The 25023-nt window shown below is 65.2% G+C and carries 23 protein-coding genes and 1 riboswitch; of the genes, 3 read left to right on the forward strand and 20 right to left on the reverse strand.

What is annotated here, in order from left to right; genetic code table 11:
• Positions 1 to 9: 9 nt before the first annotated feature.
• The gene (locus AAFG50_RS22560; protein ID WP_011087512.1) at positions 10 to 660 is read right to left on the reverse strand and encodes a protein-L-isoaspartate(D-aspartate) O-methyltransferase; all 651 of its coding nucleotides are present in this window, start codon (positions 658 to 660) and stop codon (positions 10 to 12) included.
• Between the two features lie 241 nt (positions 661 to 901).
• Between AAFG50_RS22560 and AAFG50_RS22565 the strand changes: the two genes are divergently transcribed.
• A complete protein-coding gene (locus AAFG50_RS22565) occupies positions 902 to 1273 on the forward strand; it encodes a response regulator (RefSeq protein WP_011087513.1) in 372 nt (123 codons plus the stop codon).
• A 3-nt stretch (positions 1274 to 1276) separates the two neighbouring features.
• Here AAFG50_RS22565 and surE read toward each other — a convergent pair whose 3' ends face one another.
• From surE to AAFG50_RS22625, 12 genes are all read right to left on the reverse strand, one after another.
• Positions 1277 to 2044, reverse strand: coding sequence for a 5'/3'-nucleotidase SurE (gene surE / locus AAFG50_RS22570; RefSeq protein ID WP_028171844.1), 768 nt, complete (start codon positions 2042 to 2044; stop codon positions 1277 to 1279).
• 188 nt (positions 2045 to 2232) lie between these two features.
• A complete protein-coding gene (locus tag AAFG50_RS22575) occupies positions 2233 to 2595 on the reverse strand; it encodes a hypothetical protein (protein ID WP_028171843.1) in 363 nt (120 codons plus the stop codon).
• Between the two features lie 94 nt (positions 2596 to 2689).
• Positions 2690 to 4021 (reverse strand): serine--tRNA ligase, encoded by a 1332-nt coding sequence (gene serS / locus AAFG50_RS22580; protein WP_028171842.1) that lies wholly within the window; start codon positions 4019 to 4021, stop codon positions 2690 to 2692.
• Positions 4022 to 4237: 216 nt separating this feature from the next.
• Positions 4238 to 5050: a twin-arginine translocase subunit TatC gene (gene tatC, locus AAFG50_RS22585; RefSeq protein ID WP_011087517.1), complete on the reverse strand. Its 813-nt coding sequence runs from the start codon at positions 5048 to 5050 to the stop codon at positions 4238 to 4240.
• On the reverse strand, positions 5047 to 5574 hold the full coding sequence (gene tatB / locus AAFG50_RS22590) for a Sec-independent protein translocase protein TatB (protein WP_011087518.1): 528 nt from the start codon (positions 5572 to 5574) through the stop codon (positions 5047 to 5049). The genes tatC and tatB overlap by 4 nt, the downstream gene beginning before the upstream one ends.
• A gap of 89 nt (positions 5575 to 5663) precedes the next feature.
• The gene (locus tag AAFG50_RS22595) at positions 5664 to 5897 is read right to left on the reverse strand and encodes a twin-arginine translocase TatA/TatE family subunit (protein ID WP_011087519.1); all 234 of its coding nucleotides are present in this window, start codon (positions 5895 to 5897) and stop codon (positions 5664 to 5666) included.
• A gap of 166 nt (positions 5898 to 6063) precedes the next feature.
• Positions 6064 to 6816 (reverse strand): SMC-Scp complex subunit ScpB, encoded by a 753-nt coding sequence (scpB, locus tag AAFG50_RS22600; RefSeq protein ID WP_028171841.1) that lies wholly within the window; start codon positions 6814 to 6816, stop codon positions 6064 to 6066.
• A 21-nt stretch (positions 6817 to 6837) separates the two neighbouring features.
• A complete protein-coding gene (locus AAFG50_RS22605) occupies positions 6838 to 7677 on the reverse strand; it encodes a ScpA family protein (RefSeq protein WP_011087521.1) in 840 nt (279 codons plus the stop codon).
• A complete protein-coding gene (gene nagZ / locus AAFG50_RS22610) occupies positions 7674 to 8702 on the reverse strand; it encodes a beta-N-acetylhexosaminidase (protein ID WP_028171840.1) in 1029 nt (342 codons plus the stop codon). The genes AAFG50_RS22605 and nagZ overlap by 4 nt, the downstream gene beginning before the upstream one ends.
• A 46-nt stretch (positions 8703 to 8748) precedes the next feature.
• Positions 8749 to 10320 (reverse strand): SPOR domain-containing protein, encoded by a 1572-nt coding sequence (locus AAFG50_RS22615; protein WP_028171839.1) that lies wholly within the window; start codon positions 10318 to 10320, stop codon positions 8749 to 8751.
• Positions 10321 to 10460: 140 nt separating this feature from the next.
• A complete protein-coding gene (argS, locus tag AAFG50_RS22620) occupies positions 10461 to 12251 on the reverse strand; it encodes an arginine--tRNA ligase (protein ID WP_028171838.1) in 1791 nt (596 codons plus the stop codon).
• Between the two features lie 9 nt (positions 12252 to 12260).
• Complete coding sequence (locus AAFG50_RS22625; RefSeq protein ID WP_028171837.1) at positions 12261 to 13469, reverse strand: deoxyguanosinetriphosphate triphosphohydrolase; 1209 nt, start codon at positions 13467 to 13469, stop codon at positions 12261 to 12263.
• 124 nt (positions 13470 to 13593) lie between these two features.
• On the opposite strand from AAFG50_RS22625, the gene erpA reads away from it, so the two are divergent.
• Positions 13594 to 13923: an iron-sulfur cluster insertion protein ErpA gene (erpA, locus tag AAFG50_RS22630; RefSeq protein WP_011087527.1), complete on the forward strand. Its 330-nt coding sequence runs from the start codon at positions 13594 to 13596 to the stop codon at positions 13921 to 13923.
• A gap of 4 nt (positions 13924 to 13927) precedes the next feature.
• Here the strand turns inward: erpA and AAFG50_RS22635 are convergent, their stop codons facing one another.
• Positions 13928 to 16255, reverse strand: a complete 2328-nt coding sequence (locus AAFG50_RS22635) for an ATP-binding protein (protein WP_271557906.1) — start codon at positions 16253 to 16255, stop codon at positions 13928 to 13930.
• Between the two features lie 133 nt (positions 16256 to 16388).
• Between AAFG50_RS22635 and xth the strand changes: the two genes are divergently transcribed.
• The gene (xth, locus tag AAFG50_RS22640) at positions 16389 to 17186 is read left to right on the forward strand and encodes an exodeoxyribonuclease III (RefSeq protein WP_039185184.1); all 798 of its coding nucleotides are present in this window, start codon (positions 16389 to 16391) and stop codon (positions 17184 to 17186) included.
• A gap of 126 nt (positions 17187 to 17312) precedes the next feature.
• Here the strand turns inward: xth and AAFG50_RS22645 are convergent, their stop codons facing one another.
• The 6 genes from AAFG50_RS22645 to AAFG50_RS22670 form a co-directional block, all read right to left on the reverse strand.
• Entirely contained in the window at positions 17313 to 18134 is an 822-nt protein-coding gene (locus AAFG50_RS22645) for a tetratricopeptide repeat protein (protein WP_028171834.1), read from the reverse strand.
• Positions 18121 to 19845, reverse strand: a complete 1725-nt coding sequence (gene ilvD / locus AAFG50_RS22650) for a dihydroxy-acid dehydratase (protein WP_028171833.1) — start codon at positions 19843 to 19845, stop codon at positions 18121 to 18123. The genes AAFG50_RS22645 and ilvD overlap by 14 nt, the downstream gene beginning before the upstream one ends.
• A gap of 1247 nt (positions 19846 to 21092) precedes the next feature.
• Positions 21093 to 21674, reverse strand: a complete 582-nt coding sequence (locus AAFG50_RS22655; RefSeq protein ID WP_028171832.1) for a hypothetical protein — start codon at positions 21672 to 21674, stop codon at positions 21093 to 21095.
• Between the two features lie 74 nt (positions 21675 to 21748).
• Entirely contained in the window at positions 21749 to 23983 is a 2235-nt protein-coding gene (locus tag AAFG50_RS22660; RefSeq protein ID WP_028171831.1) for a TonB-dependent receptor, read from the reverse strand.
• 113 nt (positions 23984 to 24096) lie between these two features.
• Positions 24097 to 24311: riboswitch (cobalamin riboswitch) on the reverse strand.
• A 65-nt stretch (positions 24312 to 24376) separates the two neighbouring features.
• A complete protein-coding gene (locus AAFG50_RS22665) occupies positions 24377 to 24598 on the reverse strand; it encodes a hypothetical protein (RefSeq protein ID WP_028171830.1) in 222 nt (73 codons plus the stop codon).
• Between the two features lie 87 nt (positions 24599 to 24685).
• A complete protein-coding gene (locus AAFG50_RS22670; RefSeq protein ID WP_028171829.1) occupies positions 24686 to 24943 on the reverse strand; it encodes a hypothetical protein in 258 nt (85 codons plus the stop codon).
• Positions 24944 to 25023 lie beyond the last annotated feature (80 nt).

The following is a 25023-nucleotide window of genomic DNA, read 5'->3' on the forward strand; positions in this document are numbered from 1 at the left end:
TCCGGAAATCTACAGCTCCCGCGCCACGCCGGGCAGTGCCGGCACGAAACGGACCTCGACGAGTTCCTTGCGGTCGATCCCGGTCGCGCTGCGGGTCAGACGGATCAGCGTCTGCACCCCCTGATGCGGGCCGACGGGCGCGATCAGGATGCCGCCCACCTCGAGCCGATCGACCAGGTTCTCCGGAATCTGCTCCATGGCGGCGGTGACGATGATGCGGTCGAACGGGCCGATATTGGCAGGCAGGTTGAGACCGTCGCCCAGCATCACCTCGACATTGTGATAGTCGAGCTTCTCAAGCCTGGCGCGTGCTGCGTCCGCGAGTTTGCGGTAGCGCTCGACCGTCAGCACCTGGCCTGCGAGCCGCGACAGCACGGCGGCCTGATAGCCGGAGCCCGTGCCGATCTCGAGCACGCGGTGCTGCTTCTGGAGCTGGAGCTGCTCGGTCATGTAGGCGACGACGAAGGGCTGGCTGATGGTCTGCCCGCACGCGATCGGCAGCGCGCTATCGCGATAGGCCACGTCGCGATCGGCCTCGTCGACGAACAGCTCGCGCGGCACCTCCTCCATGGTTCGCAGCACCGCCTGATCGCTGATACCCCGACGCCTCAGCGTGAGCTGAAACATCATCTTTTCCGGCGGGTGCTGATGGGAGGTCATTGCTGCCAGTGTTGTCTCGTCAGGGTCCGGATCATCGCTTGCGGAGCTCAAGGGCTGGGGCAAGAATCCTGTTCCGGCTCAGGAACTCATGATAGCCTTTCGTCGAGGCATTTGACCACAAATTGGCTTGCAGCGGACTGGCTACGAAGGCCATTTTCAGGTGTCCGTTGGCCGAAACGCGCATTGCGTCGATTCGCGTTATCTGCGAACGTTTTCTTGATTGGGCAAGGACTCACCGACAATGACCGCGACAGGGCTTTCCGGCCGCTCTGTATTTCTCGTCGAAGACGAGGTGATGATCAGGATGATGGTCGCGGACATGCTGGAAGAGCTCGGCTACAAGGTCGCAGCTGAAGCCGGCGATATCCCCGAAGCAATGCGGCTAGCCGAAGCTACCCAGTTCGACATCGCTATCCTCGACGTCAACGTCAACGGCAAGGTGATCTCCCCGGTCGCCGACCTGATCAAGGCGAAGGGCTGCCCGTTCATCTTCGCCACCGGCTACGGCTCCTCCGGCCTGCCCGAGCAGTATCGCGACCGGCCCGCGCTCCAGAAGCCGTTCCAGCTCGATGCGCTCGGTAGGACCATCGAGGCCGCCCTTCGCGGCGACTAGCCGCTACTTCAGGGCCGCACCCAGTGCTTCGGAAAACGCTTCGTTGGTGCGGTCGAGCCTGAGCGGCGTGACCGAGACATAGCGCTCGCGCAGCGCCGCCAGATCAGTGCCCTCGGCGGGCGTATCCATCATCGCCGCGCGCTCGAAGCCGATCCAGAAATAGGGATTGTTGCGGCCGTCCCTGCGCTCGTCGATCCTGAGGAAGCCGAGATTCCGCTTGCCCTGGCGGGTGACGCGAATGCCGAGCACATCCTCAGGCGCGCAGGACGGGAAGTTGACGTTGATGACGGTCTCCTTCGGGATGCCGGCGGCCATCACCTTGCGCAGGATGTCGGGGCCGAACGTGCGCGCGGTGTCCCACGGCGGCCGCTCGCGGGTCTCGACGCTGAACTCCTGCGACAGCGCGAACGACGGCAGCCCCAGGATGGTGCCCTCCAGCGCGCCGGCGATGGTGCCGGAATAGACCACGTCCTCGGCGACGTTGCGGCCCTTGTTGACGCCCGACAGCACGAGATCGGGCGGCTTGGTGCCCAGGATATGGCGCGCGCCCATGATGACGCAGTCGGTCGGGGTGCCACGCACGGCGAAGTGCCGCGGCCCGACCTCGCGCAGGCGCAAGGGATCGTTCAGCGACAGCGAATGCGACACGCCGGACTGGTCGAGCTCGGGCGCCACCACCCAGACGTCGTCGGACAATGCCCGCGCGATCTCCTCCACGACCTTGAGGCCGGGAGCGTGAATGCCGTCGTCATTGGTGCAGAGGATGCGCATGCGAAAGGTCGATTCCTGAAGGGGTCTGAGCCGTCTTATCCGGCTGGGACCGATCAGGCAAACCGGCCACCGCGCAGATCTCATCTGTGATCCCGCTTATTGCCGCAGCGCAGCACGCGGCCGGCTTCGGTTCCCGACGCTGGCTTCCGGATGCCGCCCACCTGTTCGAGCCCGGTGCCCGTACAAGGCTAGCGGCGGATGCGCCATTGCGGCAGGAAGCGTGCGAGCCTGCCTTCGGCATACAACTTCATCGCCGGTACGACCGGACTGACAACCGGAGTCTCAATCACGCCGAGCGCCTCCAGCTCTGCAACGATCGGATCCGACGCCGGCGTCTGCGGAAAACGCTCGCGTGCCACTGTCAGCGCCTTGTCGAAATCCGCGGCATTGACGCCGGGCTTGGCTCGCCGGCTCTGCACGAGATCCTCGTCCCAGAGCCGCGCGATCTCGATATCGAGCACACCGCGCAGGCGCTGATCGACGGCCTGGATGCCGCAACCCGTCACCGCCCATTGTCTGCCAACCCAGAAGATGTCGCGGTGCAAGGCCATGAACGGTGGGTTCGCATTGACGGGTGGCCGTCAGGATAACCGCCCGCCTGATCTTCGCAACCAAACGTTTCTGCATTTCAGCGAGCAATACACCTCAGTCGCGCGAGATCACCTTCAATCCACCCATGTACGGCTGGAGCACGCTGGGGACCGCAATCGAGCCGTCCTCCTGCTGATAAGTCTCCATCACGGCGATCAGCGCGCGGCCGACCGCAGTGCCGGAGCCGTTCAGCGTATGCACGAAACGCGGCTTGCCGTCCGGCCCGCGCGAGCGCGCGTCCATGCGGCGCGCCTGGAAGTCGCCGCAGACCGAGCAGCTCGAGATCTCGCGGAACATGCCGCCGTCGCCCTGCCCGGGCATCCAGACCTCGATGTCATAGGTTTTTTGCGACGAAAAGCCCATGTCTCCTGCGCAGAGCGTCATCACGCGATAATGCAGGTCGAGCTTCTGCAACACCTGCTCGGCGCAGGACAGCATCCGCTCCAGCTCGTCCTTGCTCGTTTCCGGCGTCGTGATCGAGACCAGCTCGACCTTGGTGAACTGATGCTGGCGGATCATGCCGCGAGTGTCGCGCCCGGCAGCGCCCGCCTCGGCACGGAAGCACGGCGTCAGCGCGGTGAGCCGCATCGGCAATTGCTTCTCGTCGAGGATGGATTCGCGCGCGAGGTTGGTCAGCGAGACTTCCGCCGTCGGGATGAGACCGAGGCGCTCTGTCTTCAGCCGCTCGTGGTCGGGTGAGGCGAGCAGTTCGCCCTTGATCGCCCAGAACTGATCGTCCTCGAACTTCGGCAGCTGTCCGGTGCCGAACATCACCTCGTTGCGCACCAGCAGCGGCGGGTTGATCTCGGTGTAGCCGTGCTCGGTCGTGTGCAGGTCGAGCATGAACTGGCCGATCGCGCGCTCGAGGCGCGCCAGTCCCTTCTTCAGCACGACGAAGCGCGCGCCGGAGAGTTTTGCCGCCGCCTCGAAATCCATGTAGCCGAGCGCGTTGCCGAGATCGTCATGCAGCTTCGGCGCGAAGCCGTAGTTGCGCTTGTTGCCGAACACATGGTGCTGCACGTTGCCGTGCTCGTCGACACCGTCAGGCACTTCATCGAACGGAATGTTCGGGATCGCGGACAGCTCTTTCGTCAATTCTTCGTCGGCGGCCTTCGCGGCCGCCTCGAGCTGCGGCATCGTGGTCTTGAGCTCGGCGACTTCGGCCATCAGCGTGGCCGCACGCGCCTCGTCCTTGGCCTTCTTGGCGTCGCCGATTTCCTTGGAGGCCGCATTGCGCCGTGCCTGCGCCTGCTCGGAGGCCAGGATCGCTGCGCGCCGCCTCTCGTCGATCGCGAGCAGCGAGGCCGACAACGGCTTCAGGCCACGCCGGGCGAGACCGGCGTCGAAGGCTTGCGGATTGTCGCGGATCGATTTGATGTCGTGCATGGCCGTGGTCCTGGATCAGCGTGTAAACAGTCAACGCCGAATGTTGACAGTTTACATCAGCGCGTCTCCTAGCACGGCTGTCATCGCCCGCGAAAGCGGGCGATCCAGTATTCCAGAGACGGCGGTGATTCTCCGAGAGGGCGCGGCGTACTGAATTCCCCGCTCCAGTGCGCAATTGCGCACAAGGCGGGGAATGAGACCGGAGGATGGGCCGCCCTACTCTGCCGGATTGGCCGGCGTCGACACGTCTGTGCCGGCCGCAGCCTGCGCGGCGGCCGCCTTCTTCTCCACCATCGCCACCGCGATGATCGACCCCTCGTAGAGCGCCAGCAAGGGGATCGCGAGCGAGCACTGGCTCAGTACGTCCGGCGGGGTCAGCACGGCCGCGATCACGAAGGCGATCACGATGAAATAGCGGCGCTTCTCGCGCAGCATCTTCGAGGTGACGATGCCGATGCGACCGAGCAGCGTCAGGATCACCGGAAGCTGGAAGGCGATGCCGAAGGCGAAGATCAGCGACATCATCAGCGACAGATATTCGCCGACCTTGGGCAGCAGCTGGATCTGGGCGGTCTCGTCGCTGCCGGCCTGCTGCATGCCAAGCGAGAAGCGGACCAGCATCGGCAGCACGACGAAATAAACCAGCGCCGCCCCCAGCACGAAGAAGAACGGGGTCGCGACCAGATAGGGCAAGAAGGCCTGCTTCTCGTGCTTGTAGAGCCCGGGCGCGACGAACTTGTAGATCTGCGTTGCCACGATCGGGAACGAGATGAAGCCGGCGCCGAACAGCGCGAGCTTGAGCTGCGTGATGAAATATTCCAGCAGCGCCGTGTAGATGAATTTCGAGTTCTCGGGTCCTGCGACCCACACGAAGGGCCAGACCAGCACGTTGTAGATCTGCTTGGCGAAGAAGAAGCAGAAGATGAAGGCCACGCCAAAGCCGAGCAGCGCCTTGATCAGCCGCGAGCGCAGCTCGATCAAATGGTCCATCAGCGGGGCTTTGCTGGCCTCGATATCGGCGTCGCTCATGACGCTTTGGCGTCCTTGATCGCTTCGGATGGCGCGGTGTCTTGCGCAACGACCGGCGCCTGCTCGACCTCACGGGTGATGGCGAGCGGCTCGTTCACCGCGGCATGGGCTTCCGCTTCCACGAAGGTTTCCGGCGTTGGGGCTTCCGGGGTTGTTGGAGTCGTCAGCGCCTCACTTGAGGTCGCCGGCGCTTCGATGGCAGTTGTTGAGGACGTCTCGGCTGGCTTGTCGAGCGCATCGACGCGAAGCGCGTCGCTGACGTCCTTCTGGAGCGAGGTCATCAGATTGTTTCCGGCAAAGCCGGAGGCGGCTTCCTTGACCTCGTCGAAGCTCTTCTTGAGGTCGGCCATCTCGGCCTCGCGCATCGCCTCCTGGAATTGGCCCTGGAATTCGGCGGCCATCTTGCGGGCCTTGCCCATCCACTGCCCGACCATGCGCAGAACGCCCGGCAGCTCTTTCGGGCCGATGGCGATCAAGGCCACGACCCCGATCAGGACCAGTTCACTCCACCCGATGTCGAACATGAGGTCTTCCGTTCACGCCAGCAGCAAGCCGGCCCAATCCCTCGCGCGCAGGATCGGGGCCGCTACCCGCGTCTCGCGTGCTCTCTGGCTCAGACGGCCTTGCTGCCGACGTCGGAGCGTGCCGCGGTCGGCGCGGCATTGTGCTCGATGGACTTGGCCGGCTCAGGCTTGTCAGCGGGCTTGTCGTCGTCCTGCATGCCCTTCTTGAACGCCTTGATGCCCTGCGCCACGTCGCCCATCAGATCCGAAATCTTCCCGCGGCCGAACAGCAGCAGGACCACTGCGATCACCAAGATCCAGTGCCAAATGCTGAGTGAACCCATCCTGCAACCCTCCAAACGCGCATGGCCGGGGACCCGGCCGATCTTCACCGGAACGTAGGCTCCGCAGGCCTCAAAAACAAGGACCAGCCGGCGCCAATTCGCTGTTGGCGCTACGTAATCTTGCTAGTGTTAACCGGTCGCAGGGGGCCCGTAATTGGCCGGGAGGTTAGTCCTCGCTGCCGCCCTCGCCGCCCTCATTGCCACCTTCCGGCGGGCTCTCGGGCTCAACCGCAGGTGCCAGCGCGAGATCGAGGTCCTCGCCCGGTTCCAGCGGATCCTCGTCTTCGCGCAATTGCGGGTCATCGGACGGCGTCGGCACGCTGAATCCGGTCGGCAGGCGCGAATCCAGCAGGCCCGTGCCCTTCAGCTCTTCCAGGCCCGGCAGATCGCCCAGCTGTTCCAGGGTGAACTGCGACAGGAAGTCCTCGGTGGTTCCGAAGGTCAAGGGACGGCCCGGCGTCTTGCGCCGGCCGCGCGGCTTGATCCAGCCGGTCTCCAGCAGCACGTCGAGCGTGCCCTTCGAGGTGACGACACCGCGGATCTCCTCGATCTCGGCGCGCGTCACAGGCTGGTGATAGGCGATGATCGCCAGCACCTCGATCGCCGCGCGCGACAGGCGGCGGGTCTCGGTGCTCTCCCGCGTCATCAGCCAGGCGAGATCGCCGGCGGTGCGGAAGGTCCATTTGTTGGCGACGCGCACAAGGTTCACGCCACGCGAGGCATAATCGGCCTGCAGCTGCTCGAGCGCGGCCTTGACGTCCACGCCGTCAGGCATGCGCTTGGCCAGTGTCGCGGTATCCAGCGGTTCACTCGACGCAAACAGCAGCGCTTCCAGCAGCCGCAATTCTTCAGGACGTGCCTGGGATTCGTTCTCCATCGGCTCGGCCTCGTCTACCCGCACTTCAGCCAGGCTTGCCATGGCAGATTCTCCTTCTTGCACTTAAGCGACCGGCGCATCGGGCGCGGGAGCTGCGTCAGGGACCGGTTTGGGACGCCCCTTCCGGAAATAGATCGGCGCAAACGCCTCTTTCTGGTTCAGCTCGAGCTGACCTTCGCGCACCAGCTCCAGCGCGGCGGCGAAGCTCGAGGCGAACACCGTGGCACGCTGCGTCGGATCGGCGACGTGCCGGATCAGGAAGTCGTCGAGCACGCCCCAGTCATCCTGTTCGCTGATGCTGCCGACCAGCCGCTCCAGCGTGGCGCGCGCCTCGGCGAGCGACCACACCGTACGCTTGGCCAGATGCACGCTCGCCAACACGCGCGACTGGCGCTGCGAGGCATAGGCGGTGAGCAGGTCGTACAGCGTCGCGGTGTATTTCGGATGCTTGATCTCGGCGATCTGTTCGGGCTCGCCGCGCGGGAAGATATCGCGCTGCAATTGCGGCCGGTTCATCAGCCGGTTGGCCGCTTCGCGAATGGCTTCCAGCCGGCGCAGGCGGTTGGCAAGCGCGGTCGCCATCTCCTCGGCGCTCGGCCCTTCCGCGCTCGGCGGCTCCGGCAGCAGCAGGCGCGACTTCAGGAAGGCGAGCCACGCGGCCATCACGAGGTAGTCGGCGGCGAGCTCGAGCCGGATCTTTCGCGCGGCTTCGATGAAGTGGAGATACTGGTCGGCCAGCGCCAGGATCGAGATCTTGGCGAGATCGACCTTCTGCTGCCGCGCCAACGCGAGCAGGAGGTCGAGCGGGCCTTCATAGCCCTCGACGTCCACCACCAACGCCGGCTCACCCTCGGCGAGCTCTGCAGGCCGCCCGGTTTCAAACGATAGGATTTCTGCGGTCATGCGGATGCCGTGTTTGCCCGTACGATCAATGCGTCCAGTTCGGCGCGTGCGGCCGCCCGGTCGAATGGCTGCGGCGCCTTGCGCGCCGCGAGCGCGGCTGTCGCCCGCTCCAGCGCCTTGCCGGACAGTTCAGGCGTCTGGCCGGCGACCTCACGCATCTCCTCGATGTTGCCGTTGCAATGCAGAGCCATGTCGCAGCCGGCCGCGAAGATGGCGCGGGTCCGATCGGCGATGCTTCCCTCCAGCGCGTTCATCGACACGTCATCACTCATTAACAAACCCTGGAACCCGATTGCGCCGCGAATCACCTGAGCAATCATTGTCGCAGATGTCGTCGCCGGATGGGCGGGGTCGACCGCGCTAAACACAACATGTGCAGTCATGGCCATCGGCAGGTCCGCCAGCGGCTTGAACGCCGCGAAGTCGGTCCGCTCCAGCTCGTCCCTGGGCGTGTCGACGGTCGGCAGCTTGAAATGGGTATCGGCGGTGGCGCGGCCGTGGCCGGGAATGTGCTTGAGGACTGGCAGCACGCCACCCTGCTCCAGGCCCTTGGTCACCGCGCGCGCGATCGCAGCGACCTTGCGAGGTTCGGTGCCGTAGGCCCGGTTCCCGATGACGGCATCCGCGCCCTGAACCGGCACGTCAGCCAGCGGCAAGCAATCCACGGTAATGCCGAGATCGGCGAGGTCGGCCGCGATCAGCCGCGCGCTGAGGCGTGCCGCGGTGAGCCCAAGCGCCGAATCACTGTCGTACAGATTCGCGAATACGGCGCCCGGCGGATAGACGGGCCAGTGCGGCGGACCCAGCCGCTGCACCCGTCCACCCTCCTGATCGATCAGGACGGGGGCGTCGGGCGCGTTCGCAACCGCGCGCAATTCTGCAACCAATGCAGCAACTTGAGCCGGCGTGGCGATATTGCGCTTGAAGAGGATGAAGCCCCATGGGCGCTCCGCACGGATAAACTCCCGCTCGGCGGCGGTCAGTTCCGTTCCGGATACGCCGGTAATGAAGGCCCGCGTGCTCATAAGGGCCGATTAACCCTGCCCCGCGAGGGGGTCAAGGAAACGGCCGTTAATTCCTCTGGACGAAGCAGGCGGACAGGCCTGCGGACTTCAGGCTGTTGCAGGCCTGCGTCGCCTCCTCGGCCGAGCCATAGGGACCGGCGAAGGCGCGATAGACGATGCCCTTGCCCTTGTCGGTGAGATCGACCCGCTTGATCACCGGCGAGCGCGATCCGAGCACGCTGCCGTACTTGCTCTGAAGCACCCGGTACGACGCGGCGGCGCTGTCCTCGCTCTGCTGCGAGGAGACCTGCACAATGTAGCCACCGCCGCCACTGCTGGCGGGCGCGATCTGCGTCGGATTGGTCGCAGCCATCCGCTGCGGCGGCTCGGCTGCGGGCGTCGATTGCGGTGCCAGCGAGAGCGGCTGGTTGGCGCTGGCATTGGCCGAGGTCGGCGGCGTGCGCGGCGCGGGCGGCGCAGCGACCGGCTTCGGCGGAGTAGCCGACTTGGCAGCAGCGGCCGATTGCGGCGTGGCGCTATCGGTCTGATCGCCCCTCACGGCCACGGTCCGGATCGTGCGCGGCGAATTGTTCGGCAGCGTACCGTTGCTCGGAATCGGACCCGCGCTCGGCGGCGGGATCGTGGACGGCGACACGCTCGCCACCGGCGGCGGGTTCGCATTCGGGTTCAGCGGCGGGAACACCACGCGGGGACCGCCCGCCTTGGCGTTGACGTCAACAGGCGCTTCCTCGCGCGGCACGATCTTCTCGGTGCCATCGCCGCTGACCATGCGATCGGGCACCTTGGCCGAGGAATCCGTCGGCGCGGGCACGATCTTGGTGGGCGTGTTGTCGGCCTTGATGATCGGCGGCTCGCCGCTGCGGGGCGAGCCGACATAGGTCTTGTAGGCGAAGGCCGCGCCAGTGCCGACCACGGCAAGCGCCAGGATCGCCGCGACCGTCATCATCCCGCCGCGCTGCTTCTTCGGCTCGTCGAGATCGGCCTCGGGATAGTCGCTCTGGAATGCGTAGGGATCGTCCGGATAGGCCGGATCGCGCTGATAGTCCTGCTCACCCGCCTCCAGCTTGCCGTAGAGCGCATCGTCATAGCGCGACGGATCGGGCTGCGCGTACGGCTCCTGGTAGGCCTGCTCCTGCTGATAGGCTTGATCCTGCTGATAAGCCGGAGCCTGATGAGGCTGATCTTGATAAGCGTGATCCTGATAGGCCTGCGGCTGATGGAAATCAGGCTCGGCCGCGGTCGGCTGGGCTGAATAGCGATGCAACGGATGAACCGGGTTCACGGAGACGGGGTAGTCAGGCTCCGGCGCGGGTGCCGGCTGCGGCTGCACGTTGGCGCGCCGCATCCATGAGGGCGGCCCGGGCGGAGCCGACGGCGCCTGCGCGGCATAGTCCTGCTGGTCATCGTCCTGACGATAGTCGTCTTCCTGATAGCTCTGGGCGGGCGCCGGTGCGGCCGGCGGGCGCGCGGTGGGCCGCCCCTGCGCTGCAAATGGATCGGTCTGTCCGATCAGACGGGCGAGCTCGGCCAAGGGATCATTTTCCGCCTTCCCATGCTGATCGCCGCCGCGACCATAGTCATCGGAAGGAAACGGTCTGTCCTGATATCGTTCGGCCATCGTGATGATGCGTCCCTTCGGGAAAGCCGCGCGCCCCTCGACCAAGGCACGGCCTTCGACCCACAAGGCTTTCAACCAAGTCTAAGCGGTCCGGCTTCTGCCGGTTACCCCCTAATTCCCCTTAAGTAGTTCGCCCCAAACTACCGCATCTCGTCCGGGGCATGGACGCCGAGGATGGCGAGGCCCGATGCCAGGACCGAGACGACGCCCTGGACCATGGCCAGTCGCGCCTTTGTAAGATCTGCATCATTATTGATAATGAAGCGTAAATAGGGCAAATCGCGCCCCTTCGTCCAAAGTGCGTGAAATTCGCTCGCTAAGTCATAGAGATAAAAGGCAATCCGGTGCGGCTCATGGGCCGCGGCGGCGGCTTCCAGCATCCGCGGATAAATTGCGAGACGCTTGAGAAGGTCGAGCTCCACCGGGTCCGACAGCCGCTCCACCGCCGACTCACTGAGCCAGGCGATGCGCTTGGCGGTATCATCCGGCAGGTCCGGGAACACCTCGGCCCGCGCGTTGCGGAAGATCGAGTGACCGCGGGCGTGGCCGTACTGGACGTAGAACACCGGGTTGTCGCGCGACTGTTCCATGACCTTGGCGAGGTCGAAGTCGAGCACCGCGTCGTTCTTGCGATACAACATCATGAAGCGGACGGCGTCCTGGCCGACTTCATCCACCACCTCACGCAAGGTGACGAAGTCCCCGCTCCGCTTCGACATTTTCACCGGCTCGCCGTTGCGCAGCAGCTTCACGAGCTGGACGATCTTGACGTCGAGCGCGCCCTTGCCGGAGGTCGTCGCCTTCACTGCCGCCTGCATGCGCTTGATGTAGCCACCATGGTCGGCGCCCCAGACGTCGATCATCTCCGCAAAACCACGGTCGAACTTGTTCTTGTGGTAGGCGATGTCGGAGGCGAAGTAGGTATAGGAATTGTCCGACTTGATCAGCGGACGATCGACGTCGTCGCCATAGGCGGTCGCCTTGAACAGCAGCTGCTCGCGGTCTTCCCAATCCTCGACCGGCGCGCCCTTCGGCGGCGGCAGGCGCCCCTCGTAGATGTCGCCCTTGGCCTTCAGGAAATCGATGGTCTCGGCAACCTTGTTGTTGCCGCTCTCGATCAGCGAGCGCTCCGAGAAGAACACGTCGTGGCGGATGTTGAGGGCGGCGAGATCGTCCTTGATCTCGTCAATCATCATCGCGATCGCCTTGGCGCGCACGGTCGGCAGCCATTCGGCTTTGCTCATCGTCCGCAGCTTGTCGCCATGCTCCTTCGCCAGCGCCTGCCCAACCGGCTTCAAATAGTCACCGGGATAAAGGCCCTCCGGAATCGCGCCGATATCCTCGCCCAGCGCCTCGCGATACCTGAGGAAAGCGGAGCGCGCGAGCACGTCGACCTGCGCGCCGGCATCGTTGATGTAATATTCGCGCGTGACGTCGTGGCCGCCGAACTGGAGCAGGCTTGCCAGCGCGTCGCCGAACACGGCGCCGCGGCAATGACCGACATGCATCGGTCCGGTCGGATTGGCCGAGACGTATTCGACGTTGACCTTCGAGCCGCCGCGGACGCGGCCGTAATCGGCGCCCTCGCGCAGCACGGTGCGCAGCGCTTCCGCCCAGGCAGCCGGCTTCAGCGTCAGATTGATGAAGCCGGGACCGGCGACATCGACCTTGGCGATCAGCGCGTCGGCACGCAGCCGCTCGGCGATCTGCTCGGCGAGATCGCGGGGCTTCGCCTTTGCCTCTTTCGCAAGCACCATCGCGGCGTTGGTCGCCATGTCGCCATGGGAGACATCGCGCGGCGGCTCGACCACCACGCGCGAGAAATCGATGCCCTCGGGCCAGCTGGCATCCGCCGCGAGCGCGCGGCAGGCGGCGTGCACGCGTGCGAGCACGTCAGCGAACAGGTGCAGGGATGAGGATGTGTCGGGCATGGCCGCCGCCTAACGCAAATCCGGGGTCGAGTCAAAGAGCCGCTGGTGCTCGGTCAGGGCGAAACGGTCGGTCATTCCGGCAATGAAATTGCCGATCCGCCGGGCCCGGTCGCCCTCATTGTCCGCCTCCGCCCCCGTGAGCCATTCCGGCGGCAGCTCGGCCGGCGATTTCAGGTATTTCGCGAACAGGTCGAACAGGATCTGTTCGGCCTCCCCCATCACCCGCATCACCCGCTTGTGACGGTACATGTGCTGGTAGAGGAAGCGCTTGATGGCGGCCTCCTCCTCGGCGACGTCAGCGGGGAACGCGATCAGCGCCCGGCTCTGTTGGCGCACGTCCTGGGCCGATTGCGGCTTGGTGGCGGCAAGGTTCTTCTGCGCCTCCGCAAACACCGCACCGATCAGATGCGAGATCAGCTCGCGCACCAGCTCGGCGCCGCGCCTGACATCTTCGAGATCGGGATAATGCGCTGAGGTTTCGGCGATGATCGCAGCTGTGAGCGGCATCGCCTTGAGATCGTCGAGGTCGAACAGGCCGGCACGCAGGCCGTCGTCGATGTCGTGGGCGTCATAGGCGATGTCGTCGGCGATCGCGGCGACCTGCGCCTCCAGCGAGGCGAAGCTCCACAATTCGAGATCGTAGACCTTGATGTAGTCGGCGATGCCGACGGGAATGCCATGCTCGCGATAGTGTCCGACCGGCGCACCGCTGCGATCGGTCAGCGGGCCGTTGTGCTTGACGATGCCCTCCAGCGATTCCCAGGTCAGGTTCAGCCCGTCGAATTCGGGGTAGCGGTGCTCCAGCGCCGCGACGACGCGCAAGGCCTGGGCATTATGGTCGAAGCCGCCAAATTCCTTCAGGCACGCATCCAGCGCCCGCTCCCCGGCGTGCCCGAACGGCGGATGGCCGAGATCGTGTGCGAGCGCCAGGGTTTCGGTGAGGTCCTCGTCGAGCCCGAGCTGCCGGGCCAGGGCGCGAGCGATCTGCGCCACCTCCAGCGAATGGGTCAGCCGGGTGCGGTAGTGGTCGCCCTCGTGGAACACGAAGACCTGGGTCTTGTACTTCAGGCGGCGGAACGCTGTGGAGTGGATCACCCGGTCGCAATCCCGGCGGAACGGGCTGCGGGTCCGGCTCGGGGGCTCGGCGACCAGCCGGCCGCGGCTGCGATCGGGGTCGCAGGCATAGGGCGCGTGGGGGGCTGCCATTCCGACGGACACGGCGAATTTAGTCCCTATCCATTTGATTCTGCGTATGGTGGCACTTAACTATGCCGGACGCGGGATACCAAATGAATTGGGCGAGTAACCTTGGTATGACGCCACCGACGATCGGAGACCTGAGATGACGACTGCCGTGACCATCAGTGACCGGGCCGCACGCCGGATTGGGGAGATCCTCAAGGGCGAAGGGTCAGGCGCGATGCTGCGCATCTCGGTCGAGGGCGGCGGCTGTTCCGGCTTTCAGTACAAGTTCGACATCGACCGCGACCGCACCGACGACGATCTCGTGATCGAGCAGGACAATGCGGTGGTGCTGGTCGATTCCGCCTCCCAGCCTTTCCTGGCGGGATCGCAGGTCGATTTCGTGGACGACCTGATCGGCGCCTCGTTCCGCGTCAACAATCCCAACGCGACGGCGTCCTGCGGCTGCGGGACCAGCTTCTCGATCTGAGCGCTTACGCGCCGGTGATCTGCCTTTCTTCCTCTGTCCACTCGACCTCGACCGGCATCAGCTCCGGCTGAAGCGGCGCGTCGTCCGATGCCACGTGGTTCAGCGCCCGCAGCAACGCCGCGACCAGCGCGGGCTTGCGCAGCGGCTTTGCCAAAAAGTCCGACATGCCCGCCTCGCGGCAGATCTTGACGTCTTCGGGGAAGGCGTTGGCGGTGAGCGCGATGATCGGCAGGGCCTCGAAGCGGCCGCCTTGCGCGCGGATCGCCCGGGTTGCGGCAAGGCCGTCCATGTCGGGCATGCGCACGTCCATCAGAACGACATCGTAGTCCCCCTCCGAGGCCGCCGCGACGGCCTCGACGCCGTCGGTGACGACGCGCAGCTCGACATCGAAGGCACCGAGCATCTTGCTCACGACCAGGCGGTTGACGGCATCGTCCTCGGCGACCAGCACCTTCAGTGGCCGGTCGAGCTCGGCGATATGCGCCTTGAGCTCGTCGGCCTCGTCGCGGCCGGCCGCCTGGTCGGATGCCGGCGCCTGGCTCCAGGGCAGCACCAGCGTGAAGCGGAAGGTTGAGCCCTCGCCCGGCGTCGAGGTGACGCCGATCGTGCCGCCCATCTGCTCGATGATGCGCCGGGAGATCGCAAGGCCAAGCCCGGTGCCGCCGAAGCGGCGGCTGATCGAGGCGTCGGCCTGGGCGAAATCGCTGAAGAGCAGGCCGAGTTTTTCGGGCGCGATGCCGATGCCGCTGTCCTTGACGGTCCATTCGACGGTCGCCAGAAGGTCGCGCCGCGTCTGGCAGGTGGCCGAGATCGTCACCTCGCCGTCGTCGGTGAACTTCACCGCGTTGGACGCGAGGTTGAACAGCACCTGCCGGATGCGCGCGACGTCGCCGCGCAGCGTCGGCGGCAGGTTCGGATCGAGCTCGACCTTGACCGTGAGCCCCTTGCTCTTTGCGCTCGCGCGCACGACGGTCGCGACCGTCTCGACCAGCGCCTGCGGTGCGAAGTCGATCGCCTCGAATGCGAAGCGGCCGGCCTCCAGCTTGGACAGATCGAGGATGTCGTTGAGGATGCGCTGCAGGTTGTCGCCGGACTCGCGGATCGTGGCGACGGCCTCGCGCTGCTCCGGATCGAGCTTGGTCTCGAGCAGCATGCTGGCGAGCCCGAGCACGCCGTTCATGGGCGTACGGATCTCATGGCTCATCACGGCGAGGAAGTCGGACTTGGCGCGGCTCTCGGCCTCGGCCTTTTCCGCGCGCCAGCGCTCGGTCACGTCGCGGCCGAAGCCGCGATAGCCGAGGAACTGGCCGTCGCGGTCGTAGGCCGGCTTCGCCGTCAGCGACCACAGCCGCGCCTCGCCGCCGGCAACGACCTTGAGGTTCATTTCGTGCAGCGGCTCGGCATGTTCCATCAGGCCGACGATGTTGTAGGCCGCGCTCTTGTCCTCGGGGCAGAGCATGTCGAGCACGTCAGCGAAATGCGAGCCCTTCAGCAGCGGAAGCGGCAGCTGCGCCACATCGGCGAAGCGCTCGGGCACGTCAACCAGGTGTCCCTCGGCGTCGGTCTGCCACAGCCAGTCGCTGGCGTTCTCCTGGAAATCCTTCAGCAGCAGCGAGATGATCTCGGTCTGACGCTCGAGCTCGAGCTGGGCCTTGAGATTGCCGAGGAACAGGTTGCCTTGCGAGACGATGTTGCGCGCCATGAAGAACGCGAACAGCAGCAGGAACCCCGCGGTCACCAGATACGGCCCGGCGCCGCACAAAAGCAGCGCGCCGGCGCAGCCGACCGTCATGGTGGCGAGATAGACGAGGCCGGCGCGCGGGAAGGTCGAGAGCGTGAAGGCGCCGCCGGACATCACGCCGACCATCAGGCAGGCCAGGATCAGCTGACTGGTCGGCTCGATGTGGCTGAACACCGCGAGTGGCAGCGTGCCCCAGATCGCGGCGAGGAAGAAGGCCTGCCGCAGCATGTGCCGTGCGGCGCGGGGCGAAGCCTCCTGCGGCGGGTTCCGATGCGACCGCCGCCACGAACGTACCGCGAGCGAGGCGGTGGCGGCCAGCGTCAGGCCCCAGATCGCGAGGAAGCCGTTCCAGCCCCTGCCCCAGAACAGGATCAGCACAATGGCGACGTTGAGCATGGTGACGGCCATCGTCACCGGGATCAGCTGCGTCACCGCGTCGATCTGCTTGGCGCGGATTCGGCCGAACTCACGCTCGCTGAGATCGGCGGTCAGGCCGTCCTCGATCTCGAAGCCGCCGAGCCAATACAGGAACGCGCCGACCAGTCCGTCGCGCGGTTCAGCCTGTTGTGAAGTTTCGACCCGCCATCCCATCCGTGGAACCTTTTCCGTATCAATGGCCTGCGGTCCGCTTAAGCCGGGTTAATTTTGTGGGAGATTTTGCGGCGTCCTTGACGGGGGCGTTTGCATTTTGTTCTAACGGGTGCCCCTGCCCGGAGCCGTCGAAATGCCCATCAGAGTAGCCACCTGGAACGTCAACTCGGTCCGGCAGCGGATCGACCTGCTCCTGACCTGGCTGAAGGAGTGCCAGCCGGACATCGTCTGCCTCCAGGAGATCAAATGCGTCGATGAGGCCTTCCCGCGCCTGGAGATCGAGGCGCTCGGCTACAACGTGGTCACGCACGGGCAGAAGACGTTCAACGGCGTCGCCCTGCTCTCGAAGCTCCGCTTCGACGAGACCAAGTCGGGGCTGGCCGGCGACGACGAGGACAGCCATGCCCGCTTCCTCGAGGGCGTGGTGACGCTCAAGCACGGGGTGCTGCGCATCGCCTGCCTCTATCTGCCCAACGGCAACCCGGTCGGGACCGAGAAATATCCCTATAAGCTCAAATGGATGTCGCGACTTCTTGAATATTCGAAGGAGCGCCTCAAGACCGAGGAGCCGCTAATCCTCGCAGGCGACTTCAACGTCATCCCGCATGCCCGCGACGTCCACAATCCGGCGGCATGGACCGAGGACGCCCTGTTCAAGACGGAGACGCGGGAGAGCTTTCAGTCCCTGCTCGGCCTCGGCCTGACCGATGCCTTGCGGGCCGTCACCGACGAGCCGGGCCTCTACACCTTCTGGGACTACCAGGCCGGCGCCTGGCAGAAGAACCATGGCCTGCGCATCGACCACCTGCTGCTGTCGCCGCAGGCCAGCGACCGGCTCGCCAATGTCGGCATCGACAGCTATGTGCGGGCTTGGGAGAAGCCGTCGGACCACGTGCCGGTATGGGCGGATCTGGATCTCGAGGCGGCGTAAGCCATCATCGTCGTCATTCCGGGGCGGCTCGAAGAGCCGAACCTCAGGTGCGCAATTGCGCACCGGGGAATCTCGAGATTCCGGGTTCGATGCCTCGCATCGCCCCGGAATGACTGCGTACAGTGATTACTCCCGGCGGCCCTGCACCCACTGTTCCAGCATTTGCAGGCACATGGCGCGGTCGTCGTCCGAGGCTTTCGCGAAGGCGCGATTGTAGCTTTCCTTGATCCAGGTCTCTTCGCTGCCGGCGCTGTCGCGCGCCAGCGTCAGCCACATCAGGCCGCGGGCGGCCTGCCGCGGCAGGCGATCGCCGTTGAACAGCATCTGGCCGAGCAGCGCTTGGGCCTCGTGCTGGCCCTTCTGCGCGGCGAGCCCGAGCCAGCGCGCACCATAGCGGAAATCCTCGCGCGAGGCGTCCGGCGTCTTCAGATACAGTCGGGCGAGATCGTACTGCGCGTCCGCATTGCCGAAATAGGAGGCCGCATAGGAGAACATCTCCCGCGCCCGGTCCTGGTCCGGCTTGATCTTCGAATTCGGGATGCCGCTGAGATAGTAGCGGCCGAGCGCGACGAAGGCATTGGCCACGATCTGCGCCTGAGGCGCCGAGGGACTGTCCTCCGCATGCGCGTTGGCGATCCGGCTGAAATATTCGAATGCGCGCACGTCGTCCTGGGCGACGCCGTCGCCATTGGCGTACATGCGGCCGAGCTTCCACTGCGCGATCGGATGGCCGCCCTCGGCGGCATATTGCAGGGCGCTGAGCGAGGTTTCCTGGGTCGCCGGCGGCACCTTGCTGCGCACCGCACCCGCGGCCCCCGGCAAGGTGGTCACGACAGGGATGGTCGCGTCCTTCTGGTTGACCGGCGCGCCGTCGAAGGCGAGCGCCGGCACGGCCAGCGCACTGGCCCCTAACACAAACGCAACAATGGCACGCCTAGATGTCCGCATAGCACTGTTTCTCGTGCGCACCGCCCGGATGGGTGACCGCCCCCCCGACCGCTGGTCCAACCTGCTGAGCATATTTCCAGAGCGCGCCCGTCGTGTGGTTAGTCGCGCGAGCGCTCCATTTGGTCTTGCGCTGGGCAAGCTCCTGGTCGCTCAATTTTACGTTAAGGGTGCCGGCGACTGCGTCGATCTCGATGATGTCGCCATCCTCGAGCAGCCCGATCGGGCCGCCGATGGCGGCTTCCGGCCCGACATGGCCGATGCAGAAGCCGCGGGTGGCGCCGGAGAAGCGGCCGTCGGTGATGAGCGCGATCTTGCCGCCCATGCCCTGCCCGGTCAGCGCCGCGGTGGTCTGGAGCATTTCCCGCATGCCGGGGCCGCCCTTGGGGCCCTCGTAGCGGATCACGATGACTTCGCCTTCGCGGTATGTGCGGTTCTGGACGGCCTCGAAGGCGTCCTCTTCCCGGTCGAAGCAGCGTGCCGGACCGGTAAACCTCAGGTTGGACATTCCCGCGACTTTCACGATCGCACCTTCTGGCGCCAAATTGCCCTTCAGACCCACCACACCACCGGTGACGGTGATCGGCTTGTCTGCCGGGTGCACCACATCCTGGTGCGGATTCCACTTCACGCTCTTGAGGTTTTCGGCGATCGTTCGACCGGTGACCGTAATGCAGTCGCCGTGGAGAAATCCGTTGTCGAGCAGCGTCTTCATCAGAAGCGGGATGCCACCTACTTCAAACATGTCTTTGGCGACATAACGGCCGCCCGGCTTCAAATCCGCGACATAAGGTGTCTTTTTGAAGATTTCGGCGACGTCAAACAGATCGAACTTGATGCCGCACTCGTGCGCGATCGCCGGCAGGTGCAGCGCAGCATTGGTCGAGCCGCCGGAAGCCGCGACAACGGCTGCGGCATTCTCCAGCGCCTTGCGGGTGACGATGTCGCGCGGCCGGATGTTCTGGGCGATCAGCTCCATCACCTTCTCGCCCGCGGTCATGCAGAAGGCGTCGCGGATTTCATACGGTGCCGGAGCACCGGCCGAGTAAGGCAGCGCAAGGCCGATGGCTTCCGAGACGGTCGCCATGGTGTTGGCCGTGAACTGCGCGCCGCAGGCACCCGCCGAGGGGCACGCCACGCGCTCGATCTCGTCGAGATCCTCGTCCGACATGGCGCCGACCGAGTGCTTGCCGACGGCCTCGAACATGTCCTGCACGGTGACCTGCTGCCCGCGGAAGTTGCCGGGCAGGATCGAGCCGCCATAGATGAAGATCGAGGGCACGTTGAGGCGAACCATCGCCATCATCATGCCCGGCAGCGACTTGTCGCAGCCGGCAAGGCCGACGAGGGCGTCATAGGCATGGCCGCGGACGGTCAGCTCGACGGAATCGGCGATGCATTCGCGCGACGGCAGCGAGGAGCGCATGCCGTCATGGCCCATGGCGATGCCGTCGGTCACGGTGATGGTGCAGAATTCGCGGGGTGTGCCGCCGGCATGCGCGACGCCCTTCTTCACCGCCTGCGCCTGGCGCATCAAAGCGATGTTGCAGGGCGCGGCCTCGTTCCAGCAGGAGGCGACGCCGACGAAGGGCTGGTGGATCTGCTCCGTCGTCAGACCCATGGCGTAGAAGTAGGACCGATGGGGCGCGCGCGCAGGGCCTTCCGTCACGTGACGGCTCGGCAGCCTCTGCTTGATGTTGGTCTTTGCGTTCATCGCAAACCAGTTTCCCCGGCCAACCCTTTCAGACCCGAAAAATCAGACCCAAGATTTGAATCGACCTTGGGATTTCCCGTTCGCCTCGAGGACCGCCGCTGCCCCTAAAACATTCGAGCAATTTTATTCATGTTCGGGTGTGGCTAAAAAGCGGCGGTGATGCGAACGGCTGACGATGAGGGCTTAATCCGGAAGGAGTGTTGCGTGGATGGCACATTCGTTACCGGGAAGACACGGATCGGCCTACTGGGATACCCCCGCGAAGATGACAATCCACAACCTGAGATTTCCAGGCGGGTACGACGCGCCCGATCACGCACCACACCTTGGAGTGAGTCGCTGTCGACATCACCAAGCCCGCCATCCCCGGCAGTGGACACGCACTCTCCACATGGTCGTGGCGAGCGCAGCGAAGCAGTCCAGAGTCTTTCCGCTGACGGATTCTGGATTGCCTCGCTGCGCTCGCAATGACGGAGCGAGATGCATCGGCGTCATCCTCCAACTCGCATCGTAAATCGCAGACACGCCTTCGCATCCTCGCGGCGGATTTCGCCCGAGCTTTGCTTGATCGCTCCACCCTCTCAATCGAGAGGGCGCAGGGAAGGCCGGGTGCCCGACGGCACCCGCGGTCTGCTGCGCGAAAGCACGCGCAGAGAAACCGCACAGCAGCATACAGGTGTAGCCAATCACTCGGCCTTCCCTGCGCAGTGGTTGGACGGCTTATGCCGTGCTCTCCCGGGAGCCGAGTTCGTTCTGGCCTCCCTCACTCTCGCGAAAGTCGCCGACATCGCGCCGGTTGACGCGACGGCCGCATCCGCAGGAGCTTGACCGTAGCAACGACGGCCAGGACCACACGGTTTTGCCGTACGCACGGCCCGCCATTTCGCCGCAGTTTTCCCAGCCCTGTCGACGGAGCCGGAAACTTACAGGCGAGACGAACCTGACAGCGTCGCTCATCCAGCACGAAGTCCTGGGCTCACGGAGAGCAATCCGCCCTGCCCACGCCTCTCGCGCCCGACGCTGCCGCGTCCACCGCAAGCCCGGCTCGCGAAACGTGACGACACAAGATCGCCCCTCAAGGTTGAGCCGGGATGGGCGACACATACGACAAATCCGAATTTCGGCAAAGTGGAATATTTTTGCGCAAGCGGATTGACCGACCGCGGGGGTGTTTTGCCCGTCGGGCAACGCAAGATCTCGTAGCCCGGATTTCACTGCGCTCCCATCCGGGGCTTTCAGAGGGCCGCTCAGGCCGACATCGCGCCCTTGCGCCCGAACGGATCGACCAGGCGGACGATCTCGCAGGCGGCGACGAGGCCGGCGAGCCAGACGGCGCCGGTCAGTCCAATCCGCGCCACGATGGCCGCGGTGAAGGCGCCCTCTCCGCCGAGGACCGGCGTCGCAGCGAGCAGCACGAGCTCATAGGCCGCGTAGGCGAGGACGAATGTGATCGCCAGCATCAGGGGCGTGCGGCCATGCGCCAGCGCACGGAGCGCGGCGGACGAGGCGGCGGTCGCGACGAGTGCAGCAGCGCCAATGACAATGCCCCAGGCGATCGTGCTGCCGGCAACGGGATAGTGCAGCACGCCGAAGCCGATGCTCTGGTTCACGAGCCACGCGCCGCTGACGACGAGCAGTGCCGGCCGCAGCGGCAACATCGCGGCCGCGACGACCGCGAAGGCCGCAAAGGGCGTTGCGCAGGCGAGCGCAAGACTTGCGAGCGCGCATGACACCGCCAGCAGCGCAAAGCAGAACATCGATGCAAGGCGCGGCGCGACCGGATGGAGCCGGAAACGGTCGGCGTAAGGCGGCAGGGTGCTGAGAGCCATGAGTGATCTCCTTCTTTTCGAATTCTAGTCCATTCGGGGGCCTATGACAGCCCCCGTCGCGGTCAGAGCCTTGATCAGAAATTGGCGCCGGCCTTGAGCAGATAGGTGCGGCCGGGCAGCGGATAGGCACTGAAGCGGCCGTCCGTGAAGGTGCTTGCGATCGCATAGTCGTAGTAGAGCGCGTTCAGCACGTTGTTGACGCTCAAAGACCAGAAGTAGCGCTCGTACTGACCGCTGAGCTTGAGGTCGATCGTGCCATTGGCTGGGATCGGCCGCTGTGTTCCCGCCTGGTCATTGTCCATGCGCCGCTCGCTCCAGAAGCGCGCGGTGGCGTCGAGCACCACATAGTTCTGCCAGATGTTCCAAGTGACGCCTGCACTCGCGGTGTAGCGCGACACCAGCGGCACGTCGTTGCCGGCCCAGACGCCCTCGCGAAACACGGCCCTTGTATAGGCCATGCCGGAGCGCAGGAGCAGAGAGCCGTTGACGCGATAGGACAGGCTGGTCTCCGAGCCGTAACGACGGGTCGGATCGAGGTTGGTGTTGTAGAACAGGATCGGACTGAAGTGGATCTCGTTGGCGAGGTCCATCAGATAGAGGCTGCTCTGCAATTGCAGCCCGCCTCCCTTGATGCGCAGCCCGCCCTCAACATCCTGCGAGGTCTGGGTCTTGAGCTGGAAGGTTTGCGGGATCGGCGCGAAGGTAAAGGGATCGAAGGACGGCCCCGACGACACACGCTCATCGACATCCGGCGTGCGGAATGCGCGCGCAGCGCGGCCGAACAGCGAGACCATGTCATTGAGGCGATGCTCGGCACCGAGATGCAGCGCGTATTGGGTCTCGTCGCTCCTGAGCGGGAGCGCGCCGATGTCGGTGTTGAACGGAGCTGCGGCGTCAAAATGATCGCGCGCCGAGAGACTGACGTTCTGCACCCGCACGCCATAGGAGACGTCCGTCGCCGGCGCCACACCCAATGCGTGCTGAAAATAGCCCGCAACCGTCTGCTGCCTGAGATCGTAATTGTGCCAGGGCGCGAGCCCCTGGCCGGCGCCGCGGTTCTGCTGAAAGCTCGCATCGTAATAATCGAGGCCGGTCAGCAGTTGCGACGGCATCCCCAGCAGCAAGCCCTTCACGCTGAGCCGCGGCGTGATCGACCATGTCGTCAGATCGGCATCGACATAGGTGGACGTGAACAACGCGGGAACCGGCGCTGGGCCGGAGAAGAACGCGCTCTGCTGCTTCTTGTCGCGCACACCGCCGTCCACGATGAGATCGATGCCGTTGGCCAGCGTCTTCGTGAAGCCGGCCGTCGCGCCAAAGCCCTGCTGGTTGGCGTAGTTGAAGGGTGTGCTGGTGCCCCGTCGGTTGGTCGCGAGTTCGTCGACGCCGATGGACGGATCGACGGTGCGGCCGCCCGGCAATCGCAGCTCCTGATTGTCGCCGGTAACGGTGACGAAAGCAGTCAGGTCTGATGTCGTGTAGTTCAGGTTGCCGACGCCATTCTCCTGGACAAGGCGATTGTTGTCGCGGTAGCCGTCTGTCTTGACGGCATTGCCGTAGAACGAGGTCGACCACGGACCGGAATTGAGCGACGTCGAGACATTGCCAAGCCTGGTGTCGAACGAGCCGAAGCCGGCCTCGATGCGCGCGGCAACGGGCGGCCCGCCGACGCCGTTCCTGGTGACGATGTTGATCACGCCGCCGACCGCATTGTCCCCATAGAGCACCGCGCCGGCATTGCCGCGCGTGATCTCGATACGCTCAATGGAATTGAGCGGGACAGTGGAGAGGTCCACCTGCGCGATGTCGATGTCGTTCAGCCGCCGTCCGTTGATCAGCACCAGCGAATTGGCAGTGGCAAACGCGCCGAAGCCGCGCAGGTCGACGCTGGTCTTCGCGCCGATCTGGCCGCCATAGAGCGTTGTGATCTGGGCACCCGGGACTTGCGTCGCGATGATCTCGGCAAGCGTCTGCGAGGGCGCATGTGCGATATCCGCGGCCGTGATGACGGTCGTGGCGGCCCCGACGATGCCTCCGTTGCTGGCGACCGCCTCGCCGCCGGAGCCGGACGAGCCGGCGCCATTGCCTGCCGGCGCTCCACTCGGGGCTCGCCGCCTCGCCGTGTCGCCGTCGCCGATCGCCCTGGCGCGTGTACGGTTCTGATCGTCGGGCCTGGTCACTTCGACCGGCGGCAGCTGCTCGGTGGCGGCTTGCTGCGCGAAAGCTGTGGGGAGATCGATCGCATGGAGGAAAACGGCAGCAACGATACCGGCGCGAAGGCGCCTGGCGGCAGAGACAATACGGGACACAGTTGTAACCTCGGCATGACGTCAGTGGCACGTCACAGCGAACGAGGCTTTACGGCGGAGCAATCGATTGCTCCGGTGAAGCTAATGCCTGTACTCCCCGACCGACATCTTCGCGTGTGACCACGGCTGACGGCAGGTCTCCTGGCTCGCGGGTCGTTACCTTACGTCGCCTTCCCAGGACCGAGATTCCCAGTGGCATATGACGAAAGATTCACCGCTTACAGTTGCGGGGGCAGCCGTGGCGTTGGGACAATCCCGGCGTTGGGACAATCTCGTACCACGTTCCCTTTTGATCTCCGTGCGGAGAACCGTCACCGATCAATCTACGAGGCGGCCGTACGGAGAGTCAATCGACCGGTTGAACGATGAGCTGCAAACGCGAGGCAAACACAATCAGTCAGGCTTCGGCACCGCGCGCGTCGTGACCACCGCCCGCTCACCGGCATCGACAAGCTGACCGATGCCGGTTCGGCCCGCGAGCGCGCAGCGGACGATGTTCTCGGCGACCGACCTGCGGAACCCATGATCCTCGCCCCTGGGCCGATTGCGGCAAATCCGATCCAGCGCCAGCTTCATGTTGATCCGTGTACGGGTGTCGAAATGCGCGCTGATCATTCGCCCGGCCTCGATACGTGATGTTGGGGCGGAAACGTCCGACGATCGCCCGGGTTCCGAAAGGGGATCGCGCAATAGAGCGGCCGCCTACGCCCGCCCTCTCTGGCGCTGTGCCTGAGCCCAGGCCACCGTGACGTCGCGCGGCGGGATGTCGATGCGCCGGATCGGCGTCAATTCGCCCGAGGCGGAGATGATCGCGGTCTCCTCGCGGCGACAGCGCGGACACACGAAGCGGACCTCGCTCGGGGACGTCGACCAGCTCGAGCGTTTGACGTTGGCCGCCATCGGCCACGCGTCGCACTGCGAGCACGACACCAGAAACCGGCCGGGATCGAGCATACCCATTCCATCCGACTCCGCGTCCTGCCTGCTCCTACCAATGATTATGTCAGGTGAATCGTTCCGGTGCCCCGACACCGTCAACC

It is taken from the genome of Bradyrhizobium sp. B039, from assembly GCF_038965675.1.
Lineage (GTDB): Bacteria > Pseudomonadota > Alphaproteobacteria > Rhizobiales > Xanthobacteraceae > Bradyrhizobium > Bradyrhizobium diazoefficiens.

Coding starts and splice junctions, on each gene's coding strand:
- AAFG50_RS22560 (WP_011087512.1), bottom strand. CDS start 660: ATGACCTCCCATCAGCACCCGCCGGAAAAGATGATGTTTCAGCTCACG.
- AAFG50_RS22565 (WP_011087513.1), top strand. CDS start 902: ATGACCGCGACAGGGCTTTCCGGCCGCTCTGTATTTCTCGTCGAAGAC.
- surE (WP_028171844.1), bottom strand. CDS start 2,044: ATGCGCATCCTCTGCACCAATGACGACGGCATTCACGCTCCCGGCCTC.
- AAFG50_RS22575 (WP_028171843.1), bottom strand. CDS start 2,595: ATGGCCTTGCACCGCGACATCTTCTGGGTTGGCAGACAATGGGCGGTG.
- serS (WP_028171842.1), bottom strand. CDS start 4,021: ATGCACGACATCAAATCGATCCGCGACAATCCGCAAGCCTTCGACGCC.
- tatC (WP_011087517.1), bottom strand. CDS start 5,050: ATGAGCGACGCCGATATCGAGGCCAGCAAAGCCCCGCTGATGGACCAT.
- tatB (WP_011087518.1), bottom strand. CDS start 5,574: ATGTTCGACATCGGGTGGAGTGAACTGGTCCTGATCGGGGTCGTGGCC.
- AAFG50_RS22595 (WP_011087519.1), bottom strand. CDS start 5,897: ATGGGTTCACTCAGCATTTGGCACTGGATCTTGGTGATCGCAGTGGTC.
- scpB (WP_028171841.1), bottom strand. CDS start 6,816: ATGGCAAGCCTGGCTGAAGTGCGGGTAGACGAGGCCGAGCCGATGGAG.
- AAFG50_RS22605 (WP_011087521.1), bottom strand. CDS start 7,677: ATGACCGCAGAAATCCTATCGTTTGAAACCGGGCGGCCTGCAGAGCTC.
- nagZ (WP_028171840.1), bottom strand. CDS start 8,702: ATGAGCACGCGGGCCTTCATTACCGGCGTATCCGGAACGGAACTGACC.
- AAFG50_RS22615 (WP_028171839.1), bottom strand. CDS start 10,320: ATGGCCGAACGATATCAGGACAGACCGTTTCCTTCCGATGACTATGGT.
- argS (WP_028171838.1), bottom strand. CDS start 12,251: ATGCCCGACACATCCTCATCCCTGCACCTGTTCGCTGACGTGCTCGCA.
- erpA (WP_011087527.1), top strand. CDS start 13,594: ATGACGACTGCCGTGACCATCAGTGACCGGGCCGCACGCCGGATTGGG.
- AAFG50_RS22635 (WP_271557906.1), bottom strand. CDS start 16,255: ATGGGATGGCGGGTCGAAACTTCACAACAGGCTGAACCGCGCGACGGA.
- xth (WP_039185184.1), top strand. CDS start 16,389: ATGCCCATCAGAGTAGCCACCTGGAACGTCAACTCGGTCCGGCAGCGG.
- AAFG50_RS22645 (WP_028171834.1), bottom strand. CDS start 18,134: ATGCGGACATCTAGGCGTGCCATTGTTGCGTTTGTGTTAGGGGCCAGT.
- ilvD (WP_028171833.1), bottom strand. CDS start 19,845: ATGAACGCAAAGACCAACATCAAGCAGAGGCTGCCGAGCCGTCACGTG.
- AAFG50_RS22655 (WP_028171832.1), bottom strand. CDS start 21,674: ATGGCTCTCAGCACCCTGCCGCCTTACGCCGACCGTTTCCGGCTCCAT.
- AAFG50_RS22665 (WP_028171830.1), bottom strand. CDS start 24,598: ATGATCAGCGCGCATTTCGACACCCGTACACGGATCAACATGAAGCTG.
- AAFG50_RS22670 (WP_028171829.1), bottom strand. CDS start 24,943: ATGGGTATGCTCGATCCCGGCCGGTTTCTGGTGTCGTGCTCGCAGTGC.